Raw genomic sequence first — 19,948 nt, 5'->3', positions numbered from 1 at the left:
AAAACCGAAAGGAGCAAATTATGTCAGATAAATACAACGATGATATCATAGAGGAAGAGATTCAAAATGAGGATGACGACAACAAGTATGAATCGGAGAAATTCTGTACCCTCTGCCGCAGATCAGAGAAGCAGGCGGGTAAGATGATCGATCTTCCAAATAACATACATATCTGTTCGGACTGCATGCAGAAGAGTTTTGACAGCATGAACCAGCAGATGAGCAGCAGCAATTTTAATTATAATGATCTTTTTAACATGCCGAATATCAGCATGATTGATTTAAGCAGTTTACAGAACCCGACACAGCATCAGAAGGTCAAACCTAAGAAAAAAGAAAAGAAAGCTGAGCCGGTTCTGGATCTTAAGAAGATCCCTGCACCGCACAAGATCAAAGCAACACTGGATGAGTACGTGATCGGACAGGAGCATGCCAAGAAGGTTATGTCTGTGGCGGTCTACAATCACTACAAGAGAGTTGCAACAGATACGATGGACGATATCGCTATCGAGAAATCCAACATGCTTATGATCGGACCGACAGGATGTGGCAAGACCTATCTTGTCAAGACACTGGCGAAGCTTCTGGATGTGCCGCTCGCGATCGCGGATGCGACTTCTCTGACTGAGGCAGGCTATATTGGGGATGACATTGAGAGCGTTGTTTCCAAGCTTCTGGCAGCAGCAGACAACGATGTGGAGAAGGCGGAGCACGGCATTATCTTTATCGATGAGATCGACAAGATCGCCAAGAAGAAAAACACCAATCAGAGAGATGTAAGTGGAGAAGCTGTACAGCAGGGAATGCTGAAACTTCTGGAGGGAGCTGATGTAGAGGTTCCGATCGGAGCAAACAGCAAGAATGCAATGGTTCCGCTGACTACAGTAAATACCAGAAATATCCTGTTTATCTGTGGCGGTGCATTCCCGGATATTGAAGACATCATTAAGGAGAGACTGAACAAGCAGGCATCCATTGGATTTTATGCGGACCTGAAGGACAAATACGACAATGATCCACATCTTCTGGAGAAAGTGACCGTAGAGGATCTTCGAAACTTCGGAATGATTCCGGAATTCCTTGGCCGTCTGCCGATCATCTTTACGCTGAACGGACTGGATGAGGATATGATGGTCAAGATCCTTTCTGAGCCACGTAACGCAATTCTCAAGCAGTATCAGAAGCTTCTGGCACTGGATGAGGTGAAACTGGAATTTGACGACGGTGCACTTCATGCGATCGCAGCCAAAGCCATGGAGAAGGATACAGGAGCCAGAGCACTTCGTGCAATTCTGGAGGAATATATGCTGGATATCATGTATGAGATCCCGAAGGATGACAGCATTGGTGAAGTTATCATTACGAAGGAATATATTGAAGGAACCGGAGGACCACAGATCCTGCTCCGCGGGCAGGAAGTTCCACTTCTTACAGAGAATAACTAGGATTTCATAAGAAAGAGAGGAATTTTATTATGGCAAAGGATTTTTTTGGCACCTTAGGAGAAACACTCACAAAGACAGCACGAGAACTGAGCGGCCGTGCAGAGGAAGTCTATGAGACACAGCGCCTCAGAAACAAGATCTCCGGTGAAGAAAGACAGATCAACAAGGCGATGGCAGATCTCGGCAAGATCATCTACAAACGCTACAGAGATGGCGTTCCGGTAGACGAAGAGGAGAAGGCAATCTGTGAACAGATCGATGACAGAATGGCCCAGGTAGACAAATACAAAGAAGAGATGGACGGTGTCAAAGGAAACAGATTCTGTCCATCCTGCGGTAATCCGATTGGCAGAAATGATGCGTTCTGTTCCAGATGCGGGGCAGCCTGCCCGATTCCGGAACCGGAGGAAGAAGCCGGTGATACTGTGGACGGAACAGCCGAGGAGATTTATGAGACTGAGGAAACTTCCGAAGAAGTTGATGTGACAGACGGCACAGAGGAGACAGGGAGTAAAGTCAGCCTCTCCAAAGAAGAGACTGTACAGGAAGAAGTATCAGAGTCAGAGGCGAACGAAGTTCCAGAGAAAGAAGACAGTGTACAGGAAGAAAAAACTGAATAACGAAATCAGATAACAGGAGTGGCGGTTATGAAAGAGAAAGAAAAACGGACGGCAGGATCAGGCGGCAGGCTGGCAAGGGGTCTGCTGCTTACAGTATTGTTTATGATTTTGTCTGCGGGTCTTGTGGCAGTCCCGGCATCAGAAACACAGGCCGCATCAACGACAAAAAAGACGGTAAAGATCAAACTGGTGGGTTCCAGTGGGAGATATATCCTTGATACAGGCTATAACTGGTGGCTCAGGGACAAGAATGGCAGAAGTGTCGGCGGTTTCAACTACGTCAAAGTACCAGCAGGGAACCGATTAAAGAGTGGCTACTATATGTTTGACAACAGAGGACGTCTCTGTACAGGCAAACATTTCCACAAGGTAAACACGACACTTGGCAGAAAGCAGTTTAAGGGAACCTATTATTTTGGCGGACAGAACGGAAGTCTCTACCGGAAGAAAGGCTGGATCACTGTCGGAGGGAAGAAGTATCTACTCACACCTTATGGCAAGCGTTATGAGAACTGCTGGAGATACGGCTGTTATCTTCAGTCAGACGGAACTATTGCCAGAAGTAAGAAAGTACCGGACGGAAGTTACGTGGACTTTGAGGGGCATAAATGCTCCAGAGAGGATATGAAACTGAACAGTCTCAAGAAGAAACTGAGTCAGATGCTGAACAGCTACGGCGGTTCCTGGTCCGTTTATGTCAAAGACCTTAAGAATGGCGGCGTGATCAATCTGAATGACCAGCAAATGTATCCGGCGAGTACGATCAAGGCATTTGTCATGGCATCGACGTTCGACCAGATCAAGCGGGGAAATTTAAGCTATAATGCAACTGTAAAAAGCCTTCTGACAGATATGATCACAGTAAGTGATAATGAGGCATGCAATCAGCTGATCCGATACAACAGCAAATCCAGAAGTTTCCTCGATGGTGCAAGGACGATTAACCGCTATCTGAGTGCCAAAGGCTACACTGAGACAGGCTGTCATCACAGCCTTCATCCGGCAGCTTCTTCTTATGTCGGTGATGGCAGCAGCAATGTATCTTCTGCAAAGGACTGCGGAGTTCTTCTGGAGCGTATTTATAATGGAACCTGTGTGTCATCCAGCTATTCCAGAGCAATGCTGAACCTTCTTCTGAGACAGACAAGAAGATGGAAGATCCCGTCAGGGCTTCCATCGGGAGTCAAAGTTGCAAACAAGACAGGAGAAACTTCAAGTGTTGACCATGACATGGCAATTGTTTTTGGAAAAAAGACAGATTATGTGATCTGTGTATTTTCAAGAACCGGAAGTGAAGGCTATGCGATCCCGCGCATCAAAAGTATTTCGGGAACAGTATACAATTATCTGAACAAATAAAGTTGACAGGAAATGACAGAATGAATTTAAAACAGAAATGCAAAGAAATATCCATGGCACTGGCTGCAAATCTTCTGGCGCTGTTTGCGATGGTGCTGGTAATGCGCCCATCGTTTGAGACAAATGATGATATTGTTTTTGCAGAACTTGGAAGCGGACTGAGAGGAGTGAAGGATGCACACCTGGTATTTCAGAATTACGGGCTGGGTGTGATCTACCGGTTTCTGTACGCAGTGACAGGCAGACTGCCGTGGTACACGATTTTTCAGTATGTGATTCTTCTGGTGGCATTTACTGCAGTGACTTATGTATTAATAAACAGGCTGGAAGGAATTTCCGGCCTGTGTCTTTCTCTGATCCTTGTATGTGGATTTGGTTATGAAGGATACATTCATCTGCAGTTTACCAAGACAGCAGGAATTGCAGCGGCGGCATCCGTTTTTTTACTGCTTTATGTGCTGGAGAAGGAGAGATGGTCCTGGGCTGAGGCTGTCTTTGGTATCTGCCTCGGAATTATGGCTTATATGTACCGGGAGGACCAGTTCTGGGCAAGCTGCGGTCTGATGGCAGGAGCAGGACTTCTTTTCTTATTTGATCTCAGGAAATATAAGGGCAGGAAACTTCGCAGACTGGGACTGTGTGTTTTGACATTTGGAGTCCTTCTGGCGTGTGTGTTTGGCGTGGACAGATGGGATGCTTCAAACTACCAGAGTGCGGAGTGGAAAGAATACCAGGAGTTCAACCAGTTTCGTTCCAGGCTTCTGGACTATGGATTTCCGGATTATGATAGCAATCAGGAAATTTATGAAGAACTCGGGATCAGCAGGGATGCCTATGAACTGTACCGAAGCTGGAATTTCAATGACACAGAGAAATTTAATACAGATGTCATGAAGAAACTGGTGGATCTGAAACAGAAGCGTCCGCTGACAGGAAAGACTGTGACGGCATTTCTGAAGCGGTATCCTTCTGATCTTCTCAAAATGCCGATGTTTTATGTTTTTGCTGTTTTTGTGCTGGTCTGGCTGATCTGGGGACAGAAAGATATCTTTTCCGTACTTTCTGTGCTGGCAGAGTGGATGATGCTCATGGCGGTATATTTTTACCTGTATTATCAGGGGCGGTATATGGTGAACCGTGTCGATGTCGGTCTGTGGTTCAGCGCATGTCTCGTGATGCTGTGGATCATTTCAGCAGGAAAACTCAGGCATATGGATGCGAAGATGTCTGTGGTATTGTGCATAGTATGTGTGGCAGCAGGGCAGTTTTTGATGTACAGAGACTGGAGGATCATGACTTCGACTATCCCGGAGGCAAGAGTGAGCCAGAGGGCAGTTCTGGAAACGCTCGGAACAGATAAGGAGCATACGTATCTGGCAAAGAGTGGAATGCTTTCTGAGATCGTATGTTATGGTCCGTTTGACCGGATGCCGGAGAATCTTCTGGACAATGTGTACTGGTTTGGCGGATGGGAATGCCGGACACCTGGATATACGCAGGAGATGGAGGCGCATGGGATCACAAATCCTTACAGAGATGTGATCAACAATGACAGCATTTATCTGGTGGATGATAATATTGACCTGACACTGAAGTATATCCGTCAGTATTATGACAGCAGTGCACAGGCAGTGTTTATAAAGACAATCGGAAATGTGGATGTTTATCAGATCAGAAGTAAATAATAAGAGAGTCACCGATACTTCTCTGACTGCAATGTAATAAAAATCCCGCAGAATCTTTGAGATGAGATGCTGCGGGATATTATTTACCATATTAAGACAAAAAAAGAATGCAGGAGATGGGACTTGAACCCACACGATCTTGCGACCACAGGCACCTGAAGCCTGCGCGTCTGCCAATTCCGCCACTCCTGCATTTCAATATGAATCAGACATTGTCTGATTAAATGCAGAAGATGGGACTTGAACCCACACGATCTTGCGACCACAGGCACCTGAAGCCTGCGCGTCTGCCAATTCCGCCACTTCTGCATTTGATATAATCAGTCGAACTCGCCGACTGCCTGATTATAATAACCTATGAGGGATGAAATGTCAAGAGTAAAATCAAAAATAGTTTTAATTTTTTGGTTTGTCTTTTCAACTGCAACAATTTACCAAAGAAAAGTTTTTGAGTACAACTGAATTATTTTTAGTGTCGGAATCTGTTGAAAAAACAAAACTCTTATGATACAATCTTGAAGATTTAGATAAAAAGCAGAAAGGGAGATTATATGAAAGCATTTCTGATATTAGAAGACGGCCATGTGTTTAAAGGAACCAGTATCGGTTCAACAAGAGAAGTCATCAGTGAGATTGTTTTTAATACTTCCATGACAGGATATCTCGAAGTAATGACTGACCCATCGTATGCAGGACAGGCGGTCTGCATGACTTATCCTCTGATTGGCAATTATGGTATCTGTTATGAGGACCAGGAGTCCAGGAAGCCCTGGATCGATGGTTTTATTGTTCGTGAATTATCCCGTATCCCAAGCAACTTCAGAAGCGTGGATACGATCCAGCATTTTCTTGAAAAACATGATATACCGGGTATCGCAGGTATTGACACCCGTGCTCTTACCAAAATTCTTCGTGAAAAAGGTACCATGAATGGTATGATCACAGTCAACGAAAACTACAACTTAGATGAAATAATCCCCCGCTTAAAAGCATATACAACTGGAAAAGTAGTCGAGAAAGTTACCTGCCGTGAGAAGGACGTTCTCAAGGGCAATGGACCCAAAGTAGCTCTCATGGACTTCGGCGCGAAGCGCAATATCGCCCGTTCCCTGAATGAGAGAGGCTGCCAGGTAACCATCTATCCGGCACTTACACCGGCAGAAGAGATCCTTGCGGACAACCCGGACGGAATCATGCTCAGCAATGGTCCTGGAGACCCGAAGGAGTGTACTACTATAATAGAAGAAATCCGTAAGCTGTATGAATCTGATGTGCCGATCTTTGCGATCTGCCTCGGACATCAGTTGATGGCACTTGCAACAGGCGGAGATACACACAAGATGAAATATGGACACAGAGGCGGCAATCATCCGGTCAAGGATCTTGCGACAGGACGTGTTTACATTTCCTCACAGAACCATGGATATGTTGTTGACTCAGATATCCTGGAGCAGAAGGGAATCGCGAAACCTGCTTTTGTCAATGTAAACGACGGTACCAACGAAGGTATGGCTTACATCGGCAAAAACATCTTTACCGTACAGTTTCATCCGGAAGCCTGCCCTGGACCGCAGGATTCCAGCTACCTGTTTGACAGATTTATGAAAATGATGGGAGGAACAGATCATGCCGAGAAATAAAGATATCCACAAAGTTCTTGTAATTGGCTCCGGTCCGATTATCATCGGTCAGGCAGCAGAATTCGACTATGCAGGTACACAGGCATGCCGCTCTCTCAAGGAAGAAGGCATGGAAGTAGTTCTTCTGAACTCCAACCCTGCAACCATTATGACAGACAAAGATATCGCGGACAAAGTTTACATCGAGCCGCTTACTGTAGAAGTTGTAGAACAGCTCATCCTCAAGGAGAAACCGGACAGCGTTCTTCCGACTCTTGGAGGACAGGCCGGTCTGAACCTTGCAATGGAACTGGAAGAAAAAGGGTTCCTCAAGGAACACAATGTGCGCCTGATCGGTACCACTGCAGAGACCATCAAGAAGGCAGAGGACCGTCAGGAATTCAAGGACACCATGGAAAAGATTGGCGAGCCGGTCGCAGCTTCCAAGGTCGTAACAACCGTAGAAGATGGTGTCGCATTTACCAGAACCATCGGTTATCCGGTCGTTCTCCGTCCTGCTTACACCCTTGGCGGAAGCGGCGGCGGTATTGCCAACAACGAATATGAACTGAGAGAGATCCTCGAGAACGGACTCAGACTTTCCCGTGTAGGAGAAGTTCTGGTAGAACGCTGCATCGCAGGATGGAAAGAAATTGAATACGAAGTAATGCGTGACAGTGCAGGAAACTGCATCACAGTCTGCAACATGGAAAACATCGATCCGGTTGGTGTCCATACCGGTGACTCCATCGTAGTCGCACCGTCCCAGACACTTGGAGACAAGGAATATCAGATGCTCCGTACTTCCGCTCTGAACATCATCACAGAGCTTGGTATCACAGGTGGATGTAACGTACAGTACGCCCTTCATCCGGAGAGCTTCGAGTACTGTGTTATCGAGGTAAACCCTCGTGTAAGCCGTTCTTCCGCACTGGCAAGTAAGGCAACCGGTTACCCGATCGCCAAAGTTGCAGCAAAGATTGCTCTTGGATATACCCTCGATGAGATCCCGAATGCGATCACAGGCAAGACATACGCAAGTTTCGAGCCGATGCTTGACTACTGTGTAGTCAAGATCCCGAGACTTCCATTTGATAAATTTATCACAGCCAAGAGAACACTGACTACTCAGATGAAAGCTACCGGTGAGGTTATGAGTATCTGCCATAACTTTGAGGGTGCACTCATGAAAGCTATCCGTTCTCTGGAGCAGCACGTGGACAGCCTGATGTCCTACGATTTCACAGGACTTGATGAAGACGAGCTGATCGACGAGCTGGCAGTTGTAGATGATCGCCGTATCTGGAAGATCGCAGAAGCGATCCGCAGAGATATTTCCAAGGAATACATCCACAGGATCACCAAGATCGACAGATGGTTCATCGACAAGATCGCGATCCTGGTAGAGATGGAACAGGCACTCAGGACCCAGCCGCTGACAGAAGAACTTCTTCTTGAGGCGAAACGCATGGAATTCCCGGACTACGTGATCGCAGACCTCTGCGGAAGAACAGAGGCAGACATCAAGGCTCTCCGTCAGGGCTACAAGATCACAGCCGCATACAAGATGGTAGATACCTGTGCTGCTGAGTTTGCAGCCGCAACACCATATTACTACTCTGTATATGGCGGACCGGACACAGAAAACGAAGCCGTAGCTACCCATGATAAGAAAAAAGTCCTCGTCCTTGGTTCCGGACCGATCCGTATCGGACAAGGTATCGAGTTCGATTTCTGCTCCGTACATTGTACCTGGGCATTCAAAAAAGAGGGCTACGAGACGATCATCGTAAACAACAACCCGGAAACAGTCAGCACCGACTTCGATATCGCAGACAAACTGTACTTCGAGCCGCTGACACCGGAAGATGTGGAAAACATCGTAAATATCGAGAAACCGGACGGAGCAGTTGTTCAGTTCGGTGGACAGACCGCGATCAAACTTACCGAAGCACTGATGAAAATGGGAGTCAAGATCCTCGGAACATCAGCAGAGGATGTTGACGCGGCAGAGGACCGTGAGCTCTTCGATGAGATCCTGGAGAAATGCCAGATCCCGAGACCGAAGGGACACACCGTATTTACCGCCGAAGAAGCCAAAAAAGCAGCCAACGAACTTGGCTATCCGGTACTTGTTCGTCCTTCCTATGTACTTGGTGGACAGGGCATGCGTATCGCAGTCAGTGATGAGGATGTAGAGGAATACATCGGAATCATCAACCAGATCGCACAGGAACACCCGATCCTGGTAGATAAGTACCTGATGGGTAAGGAGATTGAAGTTGATGCGGTATGCGATGGCGAGGATATCCTGATCCCTGGAATCATGGAGCACATCGAACGTGCAGGTATCCATTCCGGTGACAGTATCTCCGTATATCCGGCACAGACTATCAGCCAGAATGCAAAGAATACGATCGCAGAGTACACACGCCGTCTGGCACAGGCACTCCATGTAATCGGAATGATCAACATCCAGTTCATCGTCTGCGGCGAAGAAGTATATGTTATCGAAGTAAACCCACGTTCCAGCCGTACCGTACCTTACATCAGCAAGGTGACAGGAATCCCGATCGTGCCGCTGGCAACCAAGGTCATCCTCGGATACAAACTCAAAGATATGGGCTACGAACCGGGACTTCAGCCGGAGGCAAAACATATCGCGATTAAGATGCCGGTATTCTCCTTCGAGAAGATCCGCGGCGCAGATATCAGCCTTGGACCGGAAATGAAATCCACAGGTGAGTGCCTTGGTATTGCAGAGAACTTCAATGAAGCCCTCTACAAAGCCTTTATCGGAGCAGGGATCAAACTTCCGAAATACAAGAACATGATCATCACCGTCAAGGACGAAGACCATGAAGAAGTTGTTCCGATCGCAAGACGTTTCGAGGCTCTTGGATACCGCATTTACGCAACAAGAGGAACCGCCAAAGTCCTCAAAGAAAACGGAATCAAAGCGATCCGTACCAACAAACTGGAACAGCCTGCACCGAACCTTATGGACCTTATCCTCGGACATAAGATCGACGTTGTCATCGACACACCGCCGCAGGGTGTAGAACACCAGAAGGATGGTTTCGTGATCCGTCGAAACGCGATCGAGACAGGTGTCAATGTCCTTACCAGTCTGGATACAGCAGAAGCACTTGTAACCAGCCTTGAGAACACAGATCTTCATAACCTGACACTGATCGACATTGCAACGATCGCAAGCAGATAAATCAGATAAGACATAATAATTTACTGACCGGAGAGACAGACGATGTTTCTCCGGTCTTGTGTATTACAGGAAATCTAAACAAAAGTTAAACTTTGAACGAAAATGCATCGAAAGGTTTACGAACCACGGAAACTGTAATATACTGTATAAGTTCAGAGAAAAGTTCTGGATCAAAAATAAAAACAGAGAGGAAAAGAAACATGAGTGTTTTGGAGTTTATAAAAGTTGTGATCCTCGGCATCGTAGAGGGAATCACAGAATGGCTTCCGATCAGCAGTACCGGTCATATGATCCTGGTAGATGAATTTATCAAGATGGATATGGCCACAGAGTTCAAGGATTTTTTCCTGGTTGTCATTCAGTTGGGTGCGATCCTTGCGGTCGTAGTCCTGTACTGGGGGAAATTGTGGCCGTTCTACATAAGGCAGATCCCGAAGAAAAAGAAAGCGCAGCTTGCCCGCAAGAATCCGGTTTCCCGTATCGCGCTGACTTTTGTTGAGAAATTCTGTGATAAGGACAAATGGATCCTCTGGTTTAAGATCGTGGTAGCCTGCATCCCGACGATCGTGATCGCCCTTCCGTTCAATGATTTTATCGAAGAGAAATTCAACAACTATGTAGTCGTTGCGATCGCCCTGATCGTTTACGGTGTGATCTTTATCCTTGTTGAAAACTACAATAAGAGAAGAAAACCGACCTGTACTTCCCTTGAAGACTTAAGTTTTGCTACAGCGTTCAAGATTGGTATCTTTCAGGTACTGTCTGTAGTGCCGGGAACATCCCGTTCCGGTTCTACAATCATCGGTGGAATCCTTGTAGGAACCTCAAGAACAGTAGCAGCAGAATTTACCTTCTTCCTGGCGATCCCGGTTATGTTCGGAGCCAGCCTTCTGAAACTGGTAAAATTCGGCTTTGCCTTTACACCGGCTGAGATCCTGACACTGGTAACAGGCGTTGTGGTAGCTTTCTTTGTTTCTGTTATCGCGATCAAGTTCCTGATGGGTTACATCAAAAAGCACGATTTCAAGGCTTTTGGATGGTATCGAATCGTTCTCGGTATCCTTGTACTCGGATATTTTATCGGCAGAAATTTCCTTGGATAATTGCTTAATTTGACATTTAAGTAAATCCGTGGGATAATGAACGCGAAAAACAAGAGAGTTTTGACTGTAATTCGTTGCAGTTCAGAAAGGATGGTTGAAAACATGCATAAATCTAAATATATCGCTATGATCGCAGCGGCGGCTATGGCATTGACACTGGCCGGATGCGGAGGCAAGGGTGGAGAACTCATTGAAGTAACACCGACTCCGATGGCGACACCGACACCTACCGTTGTTCCGGCAACCGTAACACCACTTCCGACTTCCACACCGGCACCGAAGATGATCGGTACCAAGACAGCGCAGGCGAAGTTTATTTATCTGTCAAACAGTCTTCAGAGTGATATCCGTGAACTCTATCTGAGAACTTCCGGAAATGAAGACGGAGACTGGGGCAAGAACCTGATCTCTATGGAGTCTTCCATCAAGGCTGCTGAACAGGTGCAGATGTATTATGGCGGAGAGACTTCTTCCAGCACAACAGAGTCCGGAGACTCATCAGAGAGCACTTCTGACAGTACTTCTGCAAATTATGATATGAAGCTTGTCACAGCAGATGGAAACAGCTATGAGATTTATTCTGTAAACTTTGGAGATATGGAAAAAGCTTCTCTGATGCTTGACGACAGTACATCTTCTGTATACCTGCGTTATATGAGCCTTTCCACAAAGAAAGAAACAGATACAAGAGGAAATTCAGTGGAGACGAGTGACAGCAGTGATGAGAGTTCAGAGGACAGCAGTTCCAGCGACAGTTCTTCCAGTGACAGCAGTGACTCTTATGACAGCAGTTCCGACAGCAGTAGTGATTCCTATGATAACTCTTATGACAGCAACGACGACAGCAGTTATGACGGCTCCTATGATGATTCCAGCGACAGCAGTGATGATTATAATGACGGAAGCTATGATGACAGTTACGATGGCAGCTATGATGATAGTTCCTATGACGACGGTGGTTATGCTGACGAAGGCTATGACACAGACGAGTCCAGCAGTTCAGACTGGGATTATTAACAAAAAAGAATCTGCCCGCATCCTTAAATGGAGGGGCAGATTTTTTATGTACAAAAATATATATTCTTTATAAATAAGACAGTTCTCCGGTATGAGCCGTGTAATAACAGTTCTGACCGCGGAGTGCAGTCTTGAATTCGTCGGAACGGGTGATCTCGATGAGTGCCTGAAATCCGGGAGAATTCAGAGAAGAGGCCTCCATGACAAGATACATCGGAACTTTGAGAAGTGGAATAAAGTCCAGCTTTCCGGCGTTGAGAACGACAGCTTTTTCTCCGATCGCAGTATCACAGTGTCTGTCGATCACTGCAGCAACGGCAGAAAAGTCAGAAACGAATTCTTTCTGATATCCGGATATGGAAGAAGCAGGGATCTGCATTTTCTTAAGCTGTTTATCCAGATAGATCCGGCTGGTACTGCCTTTTTCACGGTTGGCAAGAATGATGTCCTTGCGGGTAAGATCCTGGATACCAGAAATGTCCTTGGGATTTCCTTCTTTAATATATAACCCAAGTGTAAATTCATAGAGTGTAAGCAGTGCAAGTGGGATTCCCGGCAGCAGAGGAGTGATATCTTCTGCAAAAACTCCGGCAGCAGCGGCATGTACTTTCCCGAAATAAAGAGAGTAAAGACCGTTGTAGCTGTTCATATGAGAATGAAGGATCGGCAGTCCCAGAGGATGTGCAGCCATCTGCCCCATCAGAAGCTCCATCACAGAAGGAGCCTGTCCACTGATGATAAGTCCGCTGGAATTAAGGAGATAATCCCTTTTGAGAAGAGAACTCTCCGGGCGGAAATCAGGAGAAGCAGGACGCTGTTCGGAATCAGAAACAGTTCCCTTGAGATATTCTGCAAGCTGTTCTTCGCTGATCCGAAGCTGCTTGCCGATCTTTGAGGAGGAAAGTTCCCCTCGTTTGATCAGCTCATATACCGTCGTCTTTTTGACCCTTAGTCTGTCTGCAACTTCCTGGGCGGTATAGAGTTTATTCATCAATACCAACCATAACGTTAGTAGCCTTGATCACTGCATAAGCGTCAGATCCTACTTCCAGTCCAAGTTCTTCTACTGCAGAGCAGGAAATTGTGGAAACGATGATGTTGCCGCCTCCGATGTCAAGAGTTACGATAGAGTTGACAGCTCCTGTTTTGATGTCGATTACTTTTCCTTTTAACTGATTGCGTGCACTTAATTTCATAAAATTTTTTCTCCTATAAAAATATTTTTGGGTTTTATTAATATTTTCTATCATAGCACAGGGCAAATCGTTTGACAAGAATAGCTATCTGAGATAAAATAAATAAAACATGGCAAAACCGAATAAAACAGAACAACAATAAACAAAAGGAAAAAATATGAAGAAAAAATTAGTTACAGTAATGCTTGCAGGTGTGCTGGCAGCAGGCATGAGCGCAGGAAGTGTACAGGCAGCAACAGCAGATGACGCAAGCGGAGATCTGTATGTATTTATCGCAGCAAGCCTTAACAACGCTATGGAAGTTATCCAGAAGGATTTCAACGAGGAATATCCGGATGTAAATATCCTTTTCAACGCAGACAGCTCAGGAACACTTCAGACACAGATCGAAGAAGGTTCCAGATGTGATATCTTCTTCTCAGCAGCAACCAAACAGATGGACGCTCTGGTAGACGAAGACCTCGCTAAGAAAGATTCCGTAGTAGATCTCCTTGAGAACAAAGTTGTTCTGATCAAACCAAAGGACGGAGAAACCAAGGTTACAGGATTTGAGAACATCACAGACGCAGCTAACATCGCTCTGGCAGGAGAGGATGTACCGGTTGGACAGTACTCCCGTGAGATCTTCAAGAACCTCGGAATCGAAGATGATGTAAACAAGATGGAGATCAACGAAGGTAAAAACGTAACAGACGTTCTCGCATCCGTCAGCGAAGGAAGTAACGAGATTGGTATCGTATACGCAACAGATGCAGCTTCCGTAGCAGATAAAGTTGACATCATCGCAGAAGCACCGGCTGGATCCCTTGAAACACCAGTTCTTTACCCGGTAGGACTGACAGAGGATGCAGAGGCATCTGAGTCCGAAGCAGCGGCAGCAGATGCATTCCTTGCATACCTTCAGACAGATGATGCTCTCAAAGTATTCGAAGAGTACGGATTCGCTCCATACACAGCAGAAGAAACAGCAGATGACGCTGAAGCAGAAGTAACAGAGGAAGCTGCCAACTAATATAAAAAATAAAAAGTCAGCAAAAGGGGCGGATCATAGTCTGCCCTTTTTTGCTGATAAAGGGGAAATAATACAATGATGGAATTTTTACAGGATATAAACTGGAGTCCCCTGTGGATATCCCTCAAGACAGGCGTAGTGGCAACTACGATCGCATTTTTTCTGGGAATTTTCTGTGCAAGAAAGATCATGAAACTCAAACCAGGTTCCAGAGCGGTCCTGGATGGGATCCTCACGATGCCGCTGGTTCTTCCACCGACAGTTGCAGGCTTCTTTCTCCTTTTGATCTTCAGCCTCAGACGCTCATTCGGTAAGTTTCTTCTCGAAAATTTTGACTTCAAAGTTGTACAGACCTGGAAAGGCTGCGTCATTGCAGCAGCAGTGATCGCATTTCCGCTGATGTACCGCAACGCCAGAGCTGCGTTTGAGCAGGTGGACGTAAACCTGATCTATGCAGGACAGACCCTGGGAATGAGCGACCGCAAGATCTTCTGGAAAGTCATCGTACCGGCAGCAGGTCCGGGAATCGCCTCCGGAACTGTACTTGCCTTTGCGAGAGCGATCGGAGAGTACGGTGCAACTTCCATGCTTGCAGGAAACATCCTCGGCAAGACAAGAACCGTTTCCGTAGCGATCGCAGCAGAAACCTCGGCAGGAAACTATGATGTTGCCGGTTTCTGGGTTGTGGTGATCGTGGTGATCTCATTCGCGATCGTGGCACTCATCAATATCGTCTCCGGCAGGGGAATGAAGAGCAGGAGGTGGATTTAATGGCCATCCATGTAGAAATAGAAAAAAGCTTTAAGGGATTTTCGCTGAAAACAGCATTCGACAGCAAAAGCTCCGCAACAGGGATCCTCGGAGCATCCGGAAGCGGCAAGAGCATGACCCTGCGCTGCATCGCCGGAATCGAGAAACCGGACAAGGGAAAGATCATCATCAACGGAAGAACTGTGTTTGACTCTGAAAAAAAGATCAATCTCAAACCACAGGAGAGAAGGATCGGCTACCTTTTTCAGAACTATGCCCTTTTCCCGACCATGACAGTAAAGGACAACATCAAATGCGGTTTCCGCGGAGAAAAAGGAATTCAGGATGCCAAAGTAGCAGACTTTGTTAAGAGATACCACCTCGACGGACTCGAAAACCGCTACCCATCCCAGCTCTCCGGCGGTCAGCAGCAGCGAGTAGCCCTCGCAAGAATGATGATCGGAGAACCAGAGGCGATCCTCCTCGACGAACCATTCTCCGCCCTCGACGGCTACCTCAAGGACACCCTCCAGAAAGACATGGAAGACTTCCTCAAACAATACCAGGGCGACATGATCATGGTAACACATAGCCGTGACGAAGCTTTCCGCTTCTGCAAAGAACTCATGCTCCTCAAAGACGGCAGAACCCTGACCTTCGGAGACACCAGGCACCTCTTCGAGCAGCCAGGCCTCCTCGAAGTAGCCCGCCTCACCGGCTGCAAAAACAATTCCAGGGCTCGTAAGCTGGGGGCTTACGAGATCGAGGCTCTGGATTGGGGTCTCAAACTCCACACCACCCAGGAAGTCCCGGATGACATTACGCATGTAGCTATCCGAGGGCACTGGATGCAGCCTGCCGAGACCCCTGGCCAGAATACTGTTCCCTTCGAAGTTCAGGATTACATAGAAACTACCTTCGAACATCAGTATTTGGTTAAGTGTCCAAATGCGGACACAGACGCTGTTCTCTGGTGGATGCGACCTAAACCGAATTTTCAGTTGGACCCAAGAGCCAACTTACCTAAGTACCTGTACCTCCCACCCGAGCATCTGATGCTCCTGAAACCCTGAGGGGGAGCATCTCAAAGTTGCGAAGGCCGAAGCTCCCAAGCAGCGGACATTCGCAATCCGCATACGCTACTTGCTCATACACGCAATAAATTGCGTGTATACTCCCCCTACTTGGCCACGCCTGGTGCATCAAGACAGAACGGGTTGACGTCAACTGCTAAGGCTGTTTCGCTGCGCGAAAAGCGCGGAAACTTGAGTTCGTGATAGCTGGAGTTCCCGCGAGCACGCCGAAGGCGTGGTGTCGACGGGTCCGTAGTATGTGATACTGCGGAAGCATGTAGAACAATAGATACGTAGGATTAGTTGGTTTAAGGTGCAAATCTGAAGCATACAGAAAAACCAACAACATAAATAAGCACAGACTCAGGGAGCAACCGTGCAAGTCTGCGCTTATATTTATACGGAAATTTTCTGACTTGAAACACCAGGAGAATTTTTCAAAGGGCTCCCCATAAGATAAATTTTCGTCCAACACTTAGCCCAGGGGTTGTCAGGGGACTGGCAAGTCCCTTGACGGTTTGGTTTCCTTTCAGAAAGGAACAGAAAACACCGTTTTCAGGGATTTGAGCGGTATCGCAGATACCCAGAAACAAGCATCGCAATTTTAAATGTCAAAGCATCCTCAAACGACCTCAAATCCAATCCAAACCGTTTCTGTATCTTTTCAAAACGATATACAAGTGTATTCCTATGCACATACAACTGCCTGGACGTCTCTGACAAATTCAAGTTATTTTCAAAGAACGTCCGTATTATATTCAAAGTCTCCCCATCAATCACATCCAAAGATTCCCCATCGAAAATCTCTTCGATAAACATCTCACAAACTTCCTCCGGAAGCTGATAGATCAACCGTCCAATCCCAAGCTTCCGATACCCGAACACATTCCGTTCGGAATAAAAAATCTTCCCGATCTCCAGCGCCATCCGCGCTTCCTTATATGCGTTCGCGAGATCACGAAGCCCATTTGCTACATTACTATATGCAACCCACGCCTGCGTCATAGCCTCAGCACCAAGCATATCCACCAGCATATGCGCCGTAGCCTCCAGATTTTCATATGTCTCCGTAGAGACAAGCTCCCTCACGATAATGATCCCCTTATCATCCACCGACGTAATAAAATCATGTGTCCGCGCAGAAAAAATATTCCGGATCATAGTCAGCGCATGTTCATCCCCGGTCTGCCGCGTCTCGACGAGAAAGACAGCGCGCTGACAGGAAGAAGAAATATGTAGTTTCTTCGCCCTGTTAAAAGCCTCGACCTCACTGTAAGATCCAAGCAGCAGCTTCTGCATAAAAGCATTCTTGTCATTTTTTTCAGAATAAGCTTCGATCAGGCTTCGGATCTGGCAGACTGCCAGTTCTCCGATCGTAGAAGTGCTTTCTCCGCTTCCCCACACGATCAGAATATAAAGAAGCTCATCACGGTCCATAACCTTATAAAGACAGCAGGAGGCATTGGCAGTGCACAGCGCATCTCCATTTCGGAAATTCTCCAGCTTGCCGGCAGAAGGAATCCTTCTTTCACCGGTAGCGACAAAAACTGAATTATCCTCTGAAAGAAGACAGAAATCAAGACCACTGATCTGTTTCCAGTCCTCCATACATTTCTGCAGATTTCTCTGTATAGATATAGACATAATAAATTCCTTTCTTAATAAAAAAATAACCCGGGGAGAAAAGTCCCCCGGGTTTTAAATTTTTAATCTTAGTTTGTGATAACAAGCTCGGAATCTTTGTCGAAGAAGTGAGTTTTCTCCATATCGAAGTCAAATTTAACCGGATCGCCTGTTTTTGCTTTTGTGCCAGGATCAACACGAGCTGTGATCTGAGTTCCGTTTACATCGAAGTACAGGAATACTTCTGCACCAAGAAGCTCATAAACCTTAACTGTAGAAGACATGGAACCATTCGGTGTATCTGCAACGTCTTCCGGACGGATACCCATAACAACTGTTTTTCCTACATAGCCGCCATCTTTGAGAGTTTTTGCTTTAGCAGCCGGGATAACCAGTTCGTCTTTGCCTAATACTGCAACAACGTCAGAACCTTTTTCTTTGATCTCAACATCAAGGAAGTTCATCTGCGGGGATCCCATGAATCCAGCTACGAACAGGTTGCCTGGTTTCTGGTACAGGTTCTGTGGTGTATCTACCTGCTGAACAACACCGTCTTTCATAACAACGATTCTGGTACCAAGTGTCATAGCCTCTGTCTGGTCATGTGTTACATAGATGATAGTAGCACCCAGTCTCTGATGGATCTTGGAGATCTCGATACGCATCTGTACACGAAGTTTTGCATCCAGGTTGGAGAGCGGCTCATCCATAAGGAATACCTTAGGATTACGAACGATAGCACGTCCCATAGCAACACGCTGTCTCTGTCCACCGGAAAGAGCCTTCGGTTTACGATCAAGGAGTTTGTCAAGGTCAAGGATTCTTGCTGCTTCACGAACTGCTTTGTCGATCTCGTCCTTCGGAACTTTACGAAGTTTCAGTCCGAATGCCATGTTATCATATACTGTCATATGAGGATACAGAGCGTAGTTCTGGAATACCATTGCGATATCACGGTCCTTCGGCTCTACATCGTTCATAACTTTGTCACCGATCTTTAAGGTACCGCTGGAGATCTCTTCCAGTCCGGCTACCATACGAAGTGTAGTAGATTTACCACATCCAGATGGTCCTACAAAGATGATAAATTCTTTATCTTCGATTTCAAGGTTGAAATCTTTAACGGCTTCGAAACCGTTCGGATATGTCTTGTTGATATGCTGTAAAGATAAACTTGCCATTTCTTATTCCTCCAAAATAATTGTAGTAGTTTTTGCTTTCGTTTTGAACTGTTATCAGTATAGCGAAAACAAAAGACGCTTACCAGTGAAGATTTTTACAAAGATTTTGGTGGTTTCTTGACAGATTGACGAAAAGGGGGAAAAGCTTCGTCAATCCGTCAGATCCGGCGTTCATTTATGAACATACCTTCCAGTGGATGTGCATGGAACTGACGCTGGAACCATTCACATTTACACAGAAAAAGATAATAAATATTGAGACCGCATTCATGCAGTGTTTCATAGTTGCCCTGGCCCTTGGCGATGATGAGATCTGCTGTTTCAAGCAGTTTCCGTGCTTCCTCGCTGATATGCGGAAGCCAGGTGCCGCCGACATCATTGCCATTGCCGATGACTCTGGTAATCTCTGTAAGCCCGATCTCCTCGGCATCTTCCATTGTCGCATCGTTGATAGCAGGGAAACCGCGGACGATCACAGTGATGGCAAGCTCAGGATAGAATTCTTTCAGCAGTTTGACGACAAGCTTATCAAGTACAACTTCACCACAGTTATCTGTCAGGTAAACAAGCCTGGAGGCAGAGGCGAGTTCTTCGCGGAAGCGGCGGTATTCATTTTCGTCAAGTGGATCCTTATTTTCTTCATTAAGAAGAGAGAGGACAGTGGCAGAATCCACATTTGCAAGTGCGGCAAAATCAATATAGTTGCCGATACGTGCATAGAGAAGTGCCGTTTTCAGCGGATCGTCAGAGTTCCGGATCGTTTCCTCAAGAGATGGTTCCAGATCTAGCATGAGCTGATTGAATTCTTTCTTGATGGAAGAGTAATCTTCCATGGGCTGCTCCCAGAAATCGCTGAACATTTTTTTCAGATCAATGGAAATACTCGGGGCACAGTCGTCCTCGCCGGCATTTGCCATAAGCTCCATGACTTTTTTCATATATTCGGTTTTTCGGTCTGCGTCATCAAAATCACGGATCTTTTTTTCCTGCTTGTTGATGGCACAGCACATACAGAATGGATTCAGTTTCATGAGTTTCCTCC

The 19,948-nt window shown here is 46.3% G+C and carries 16 protein-coding genes and 2 tRNA genes; 11 read left to right on the top strand and 7 right to left on the bottom strand.

Annotated elements, in window-relative coordinates; translation table 11 throughout:
- The first annotated feature begins 20 nt into the window (after nucleotides 1-20).
- From clpX to DXC01_RS09505, 4 genes are read left to right on the top strand one after another with little or no spacing between them, the layout of a single operon-like run.
- Complete coding sequence (gene clpX, locus DXC01_RS09520) at nucleotides 21-1,445, top strand: ATP-dependent Clp protease ATP-binding subunit ClpX (RefSeq protein ID WP_118698805.1); 1,425 nt, start codon at nucleotides 21-23, stop codon at nucleotides 1,443-1,445.
- Nucleotides 1,446-1,474: 29 nt separating this feature from the next.
- Nucleotides 1,475-2,065, top strand: a complete 591-nt coding sequence (locus DXC01_RS09515) for a zinc ribbon domain-containing protein (protein ID WP_118698804.1) — start codon at nucleotides 1,475-1,477, stop codon at nucleotides 2,063-2,065.
- A gap of 27 nt (nucleotides 2,066-2,092) precedes the next feature.
- Nucleotides 2,093-3,424 carry a serine hydrolase gene (locus tag DXC01_RS09510; protein WP_118698803.1) on the top strand — a complete coding sequence of 444 codons (1,332 nt, stop codon included), beginning with the start codon at nucleotides 2,093-2,095 and terminating at the stop codon, nucleotides 3,422-3,424.
- Nucleotides 3,425-3,444: 20 nt separating this feature from the next.
- Nucleotides 3,445-5,109 carry a hypothetical protein gene (locus DXC01_RS09505; RefSeq protein ID WP_118698802.1) on the top strand — a complete coding sequence of 555 codons (1,665 nt, stop codon included), beginning with the start codon at nucleotides 3,445-3,447 and terminating at the stop codon, nucleotides 5,107-5,109.
- 108 nt (nucleotides 5,110-5,217) lie between these two features.
- On the opposite strand, the gene DXC01_RS09500 is transcribed toward DXC01_RS09505, so the two are convergent.
- Nucleotides 5,218-5,301: transfer RNA gene (locus DXC01_RS09500), tRNA-Leu, on the bottom strand.
- A gap of 33 nt (nucleotides 5,302-5,334) precedes the next feature.
- Nucleotides 5,335-5,418: transfer RNA gene (locus DXC01_RS09495), tRNA-Leu, on the bottom strand.
- 242 nt (nucleotides 5,419-5,660) lie between these two features.
- Between DXC01_RS09495 and DXC01_RS09490 the strand changes: the two genes are divergently transcribed.
- The 4 genes from DXC01_RS09490 to DXC01_RS09475 all read left to right on the top strand — a co-directional run bounded on the left by DXC01_RS09490 (nucleotide 5,661) and on the right by DXC01_RS09475 (nucleotide 12,071).
- Nucleotides 5,661-6,749 carry a carbamoyl phosphate synthase small subunit gene (locus tag DXC01_RS09490; RefSeq protein ID WP_118698801.1) on the top strand — a complete coding sequence of 363 codons (1,089 nt, stop codon included), beginning with the start codon at nucleotides 5,661-5,663 and terminating at the stop codon, nucleotides 6,747-6,749.
- A complete protein-coding gene (gene carB / locus DXC01_RS09485) occupies nucleotides 6,736-9,951 on the top strand; it encodes a carbamoyl-phosphate synthase large subunit (protein ID WP_118252224.1) in 3,216 nt (1,071 codons plus the stop codon). Before DXC01_RS09490 ends, carB begins: the two co-directional genes overlap by 14 nt.
- Nucleotides 9,952-10,151: 200 nt before the next feature.
- Nucleotides 10,152-11,054, top strand: coding sequence for an undecaprenyl-diphosphate phosphatase (locus DXC01_RS09480; protein WP_022214275.1), 903 nt, complete (start codon nucleotides 10,152-10,154; stop codon nucleotides 11,052-11,054).
- Between the two features lie 102 nt (nucleotides 11,055-11,156).
- The gene (locus DXC01_RS09475; RefSeq protein WP_118698830.1) at nucleotides 11,157-12,071 is read left to right on the top strand and encodes a hypothetical protein; all 915 of its coding nucleotides are present in this window, start codon (nucleotides 11,157-11,159) and stop codon (nucleotides 12,069-12,071) included.
- Between the two features lie 67 nt (nucleotides 12,072-12,138).
- Here DXC01_RS09475 and DXC01_RS09470 read toward each other — a convergent pair whose 3' ends face one another.
- Complete coding sequence (locus tag DXC01_RS09470; protein ID WP_118698800.1) at nucleotides 12,139-13,062, bottom strand: helix-turn-helix transcriptional regulator; 924 nt, start codon at nucleotides 13,060-13,062, stop codon at nucleotides 12,139-12,141.
- Nucleotides 13,055-13,267, bottom strand: coding sequence for a TOBE domain-containing protein (locus DXC01_RS09465; RefSeq protein WP_022214272.1), 213 nt, complete (start codon nucleotides 13,265-13,267; stop codon nucleotides 13,055-13,057). Before DXC01_RS09465 ends, DXC01_RS09470 begins: the two co-directional genes overlap by 8 nt.
- Before the next feature lie 157 nt (nucleotides 13,268-13,424).
- Between DXC01_RS09465 and modA the strand changes: the two genes are divergently transcribed.
- The 3 genes from modA (at nucleotide 13,425) to DXC01_RS09450 (ending at nucleotide 16,102) form a co-directional block, all read left to right on the top strand.
- Complete coding sequence (gene modA / locus DXC01_RS09460; RefSeq protein ID WP_118698799.1) at nucleotides 13,425-14,279, top strand: molybdate ABC transporter substrate-binding protein; 855 nt, start codon at nucleotides 13,425-13,427, stop codon at nucleotides 14,277-14,279.
- A gap of 75 nt (nucleotides 14,280-14,354) precedes the next feature.
- Nucleotides 14,355-15,050, top strand: a complete 696-nt coding sequence (modB, locus tag DXC01_RS09455; RefSeq protein ID WP_022214270.1) for a molybdate ABC transporter permease subunit — start codon at nucleotides 14,355-14,357, stop codon at nucleotides 15,048-15,050.
- Nucleotides 15,050-16,102, top strand: a complete 1,053-nt coding sequence (locus tag DXC01_RS09450; RefSeq protein WP_118698798.1) for a sulfate/molybdate ABC transporter ATP-binding protein — start codon at nucleotides 15,050-15,052, stop codon at nucleotides 16,100-16,102. The genes modB and DXC01_RS09450 overlap by 1 nt, the downstream gene beginning before the upstream one ends.
- A gap of 555 nt (nucleotides 16,103-16,657) precedes the next feature.
- On the opposite strand, the gene DXC01_RS09445 is transcribed toward DXC01_RS09450, so the two are convergent.
- The 3 genes from DXC01_RS09445 to DXC01_RS09435 form a co-directional block, all read right to left on the bottom strand.
- Complete coding sequence (locus DXC01_RS09445) at nucleotides 16,658-17,746, bottom strand: PucR family transcriptional regulator (RefSeq protein ID WP_330427653.1); 1,089 nt, start codon at nucleotides 17,744-17,746, stop codon at nucleotides 16,658-16,660.
- Between the two features lie 68 nt (nucleotides 17,747-17,814).
- On the bottom strand, nucleotides 17,815-18,906 hold the full coding sequence (locus tag DXC01_RS09440; protein WP_118252220.1) for an ABC transporter ATP-binding protein: 1,092 nt from the start codon (nucleotides 18,904-18,906) through the stop codon (nucleotides 17,815-17,817).
- Nucleotides 18,907-19,064: 158 nt separating this feature from the next.
- Nucleotides 19,065-19,937 (bottom strand): damage-control phosphatase ARMT1 family protein, encoded by an 873-nt coding sequence (locus DXC01_RS09435; protein WP_022213188.1) that lies wholly within the window; start codon nucleotides 19,935-19,937, stop codon nucleotides 19,065-19,067.
- Nucleotides 19,938-19,948 lie beyond the last annotated feature (11 nt).

This window comes from Blautia sp. OM07-19 (genome assembly GCF_003481595.1).
In the GTDB taxonomy this organism is placed as follows: Bacteria; Bacillota; Clostridia; order Lachnospirales; family Lachnospiraceae; genus Blautia_A; species Blautia_A intestinihominis.
The sequence above is the reverse complement of the archived record's forward strand: the minus strand, read 5'-3'. Positions and strand labels throughout refer to the sequence as shown.

Bases quoted from the DNA above. Each gene is read 5' to 3' on its own strand.
- DXC01_RS09440 (WP_118252220.1), bottom strand. From the start codon at position 18,906: ATGGCAAGTTTATCTTTACAGCATATCAACAAGACATATCCGAACGGT.
- DXC01_RS09475 (WP_118698830.1), top strand. From the start codon at position 11,157: ATGCATAAATCTAAATATATCGCTATGATCGCAGCGGCGGCTATGGCA.
- DXC01_RS09450 (WP_118698798.1), top strand. From the start codon at position 15,050: ATGGCCATCCATGTAGAAATAGAAAAAAGCTTTAAGGGATTTTCGCTG.
- modB (WP_022214270.1), top strand. From the start codon at position 14,355: ATGATGGAATTTTTACAGGATATAAACTGGAGTCCCCTGTGGATATCC.
- carB (WP_118252224.1), top strand. From the start codon at position 6,736: ATGCCGAGAAATAAAGATATCCACAAAGTTCTTGTAATTGGCTCCGGT.
- DXC01_RS09465 (WP_022214272.1), bottom strand. From the start codon at position 13,267: ATGAAATTAAGTGCACGCAATCAGTTAAAAGGAAAAGTAATCGACATC.
- DXC01_RS09480 (WP_022214275.1), top strand. From the start codon at position 10,152: ATGAGTGTTTTGGAGTTTATAAAAGTTGTGATCCTCGGCATCGTAGAG.
- DXC01_RS09505 (WP_118698802.1), top strand. From the start codon at position 3,445: ATGAATTTAAAACAGAAATGCAAAGAAATATCCATGGCACTGGCTGCA.
- DXC01_RS09445 (WP_330427653.1), bottom strand. From the start codon at position 17,746: ATGTCTATATCTATACAGAGAAATCTGCAGAAATGTATGGAGGACTGG.
- DXC01_RS09470 (WP_118698800.1), bottom strand. From the start codon at position 13,062: ATGAATAAACTCTATACCGCCCAGGAAGTTGCAGACAGACTAAGGGTC.
- DXC01_RS09490 (WP_118698801.1), top strand. From the start codon at position 5,661: ATGAAAGCATTTCTGATATTAGAAGACGGCCATGTGTTTAAAGGAACC.
- DXC01_RS09435 (WP_022213188.1), bottom strand. From the start codon at position 19,937: ATGAAACTGAATCCATTCTGTATGTGCTGTGCCATCAACAAGCAGGAA.
- DXC01_RS09515 (WP_118698804.1), top strand. From the start codon at position 1,475: ATGGCAAAGGATTTTTTTGGCACCTTAGGAGAAACACTCACAAAGACA.
- clpX (WP_118698805.1), top strand. From the start codon at position 21: ATGTCAGATAAATACAACGATGATATCATAGAGGAAGAGATTCAAAAT.
- modA (WP_118698799.1), top strand. From the start codon at position 13,425: ATGAAGAAAAAATTAGTTACAGTAATGCTTGCAGGTGTGCTGGCAGCA.
- DXC01_RS09510 (WP_118698803.1), top strand. From the start codon at position 2,093: ATGAAAGAGAAAGAAAAACGGACGGCAGGATCAGGCGGCAGGCTGGCA.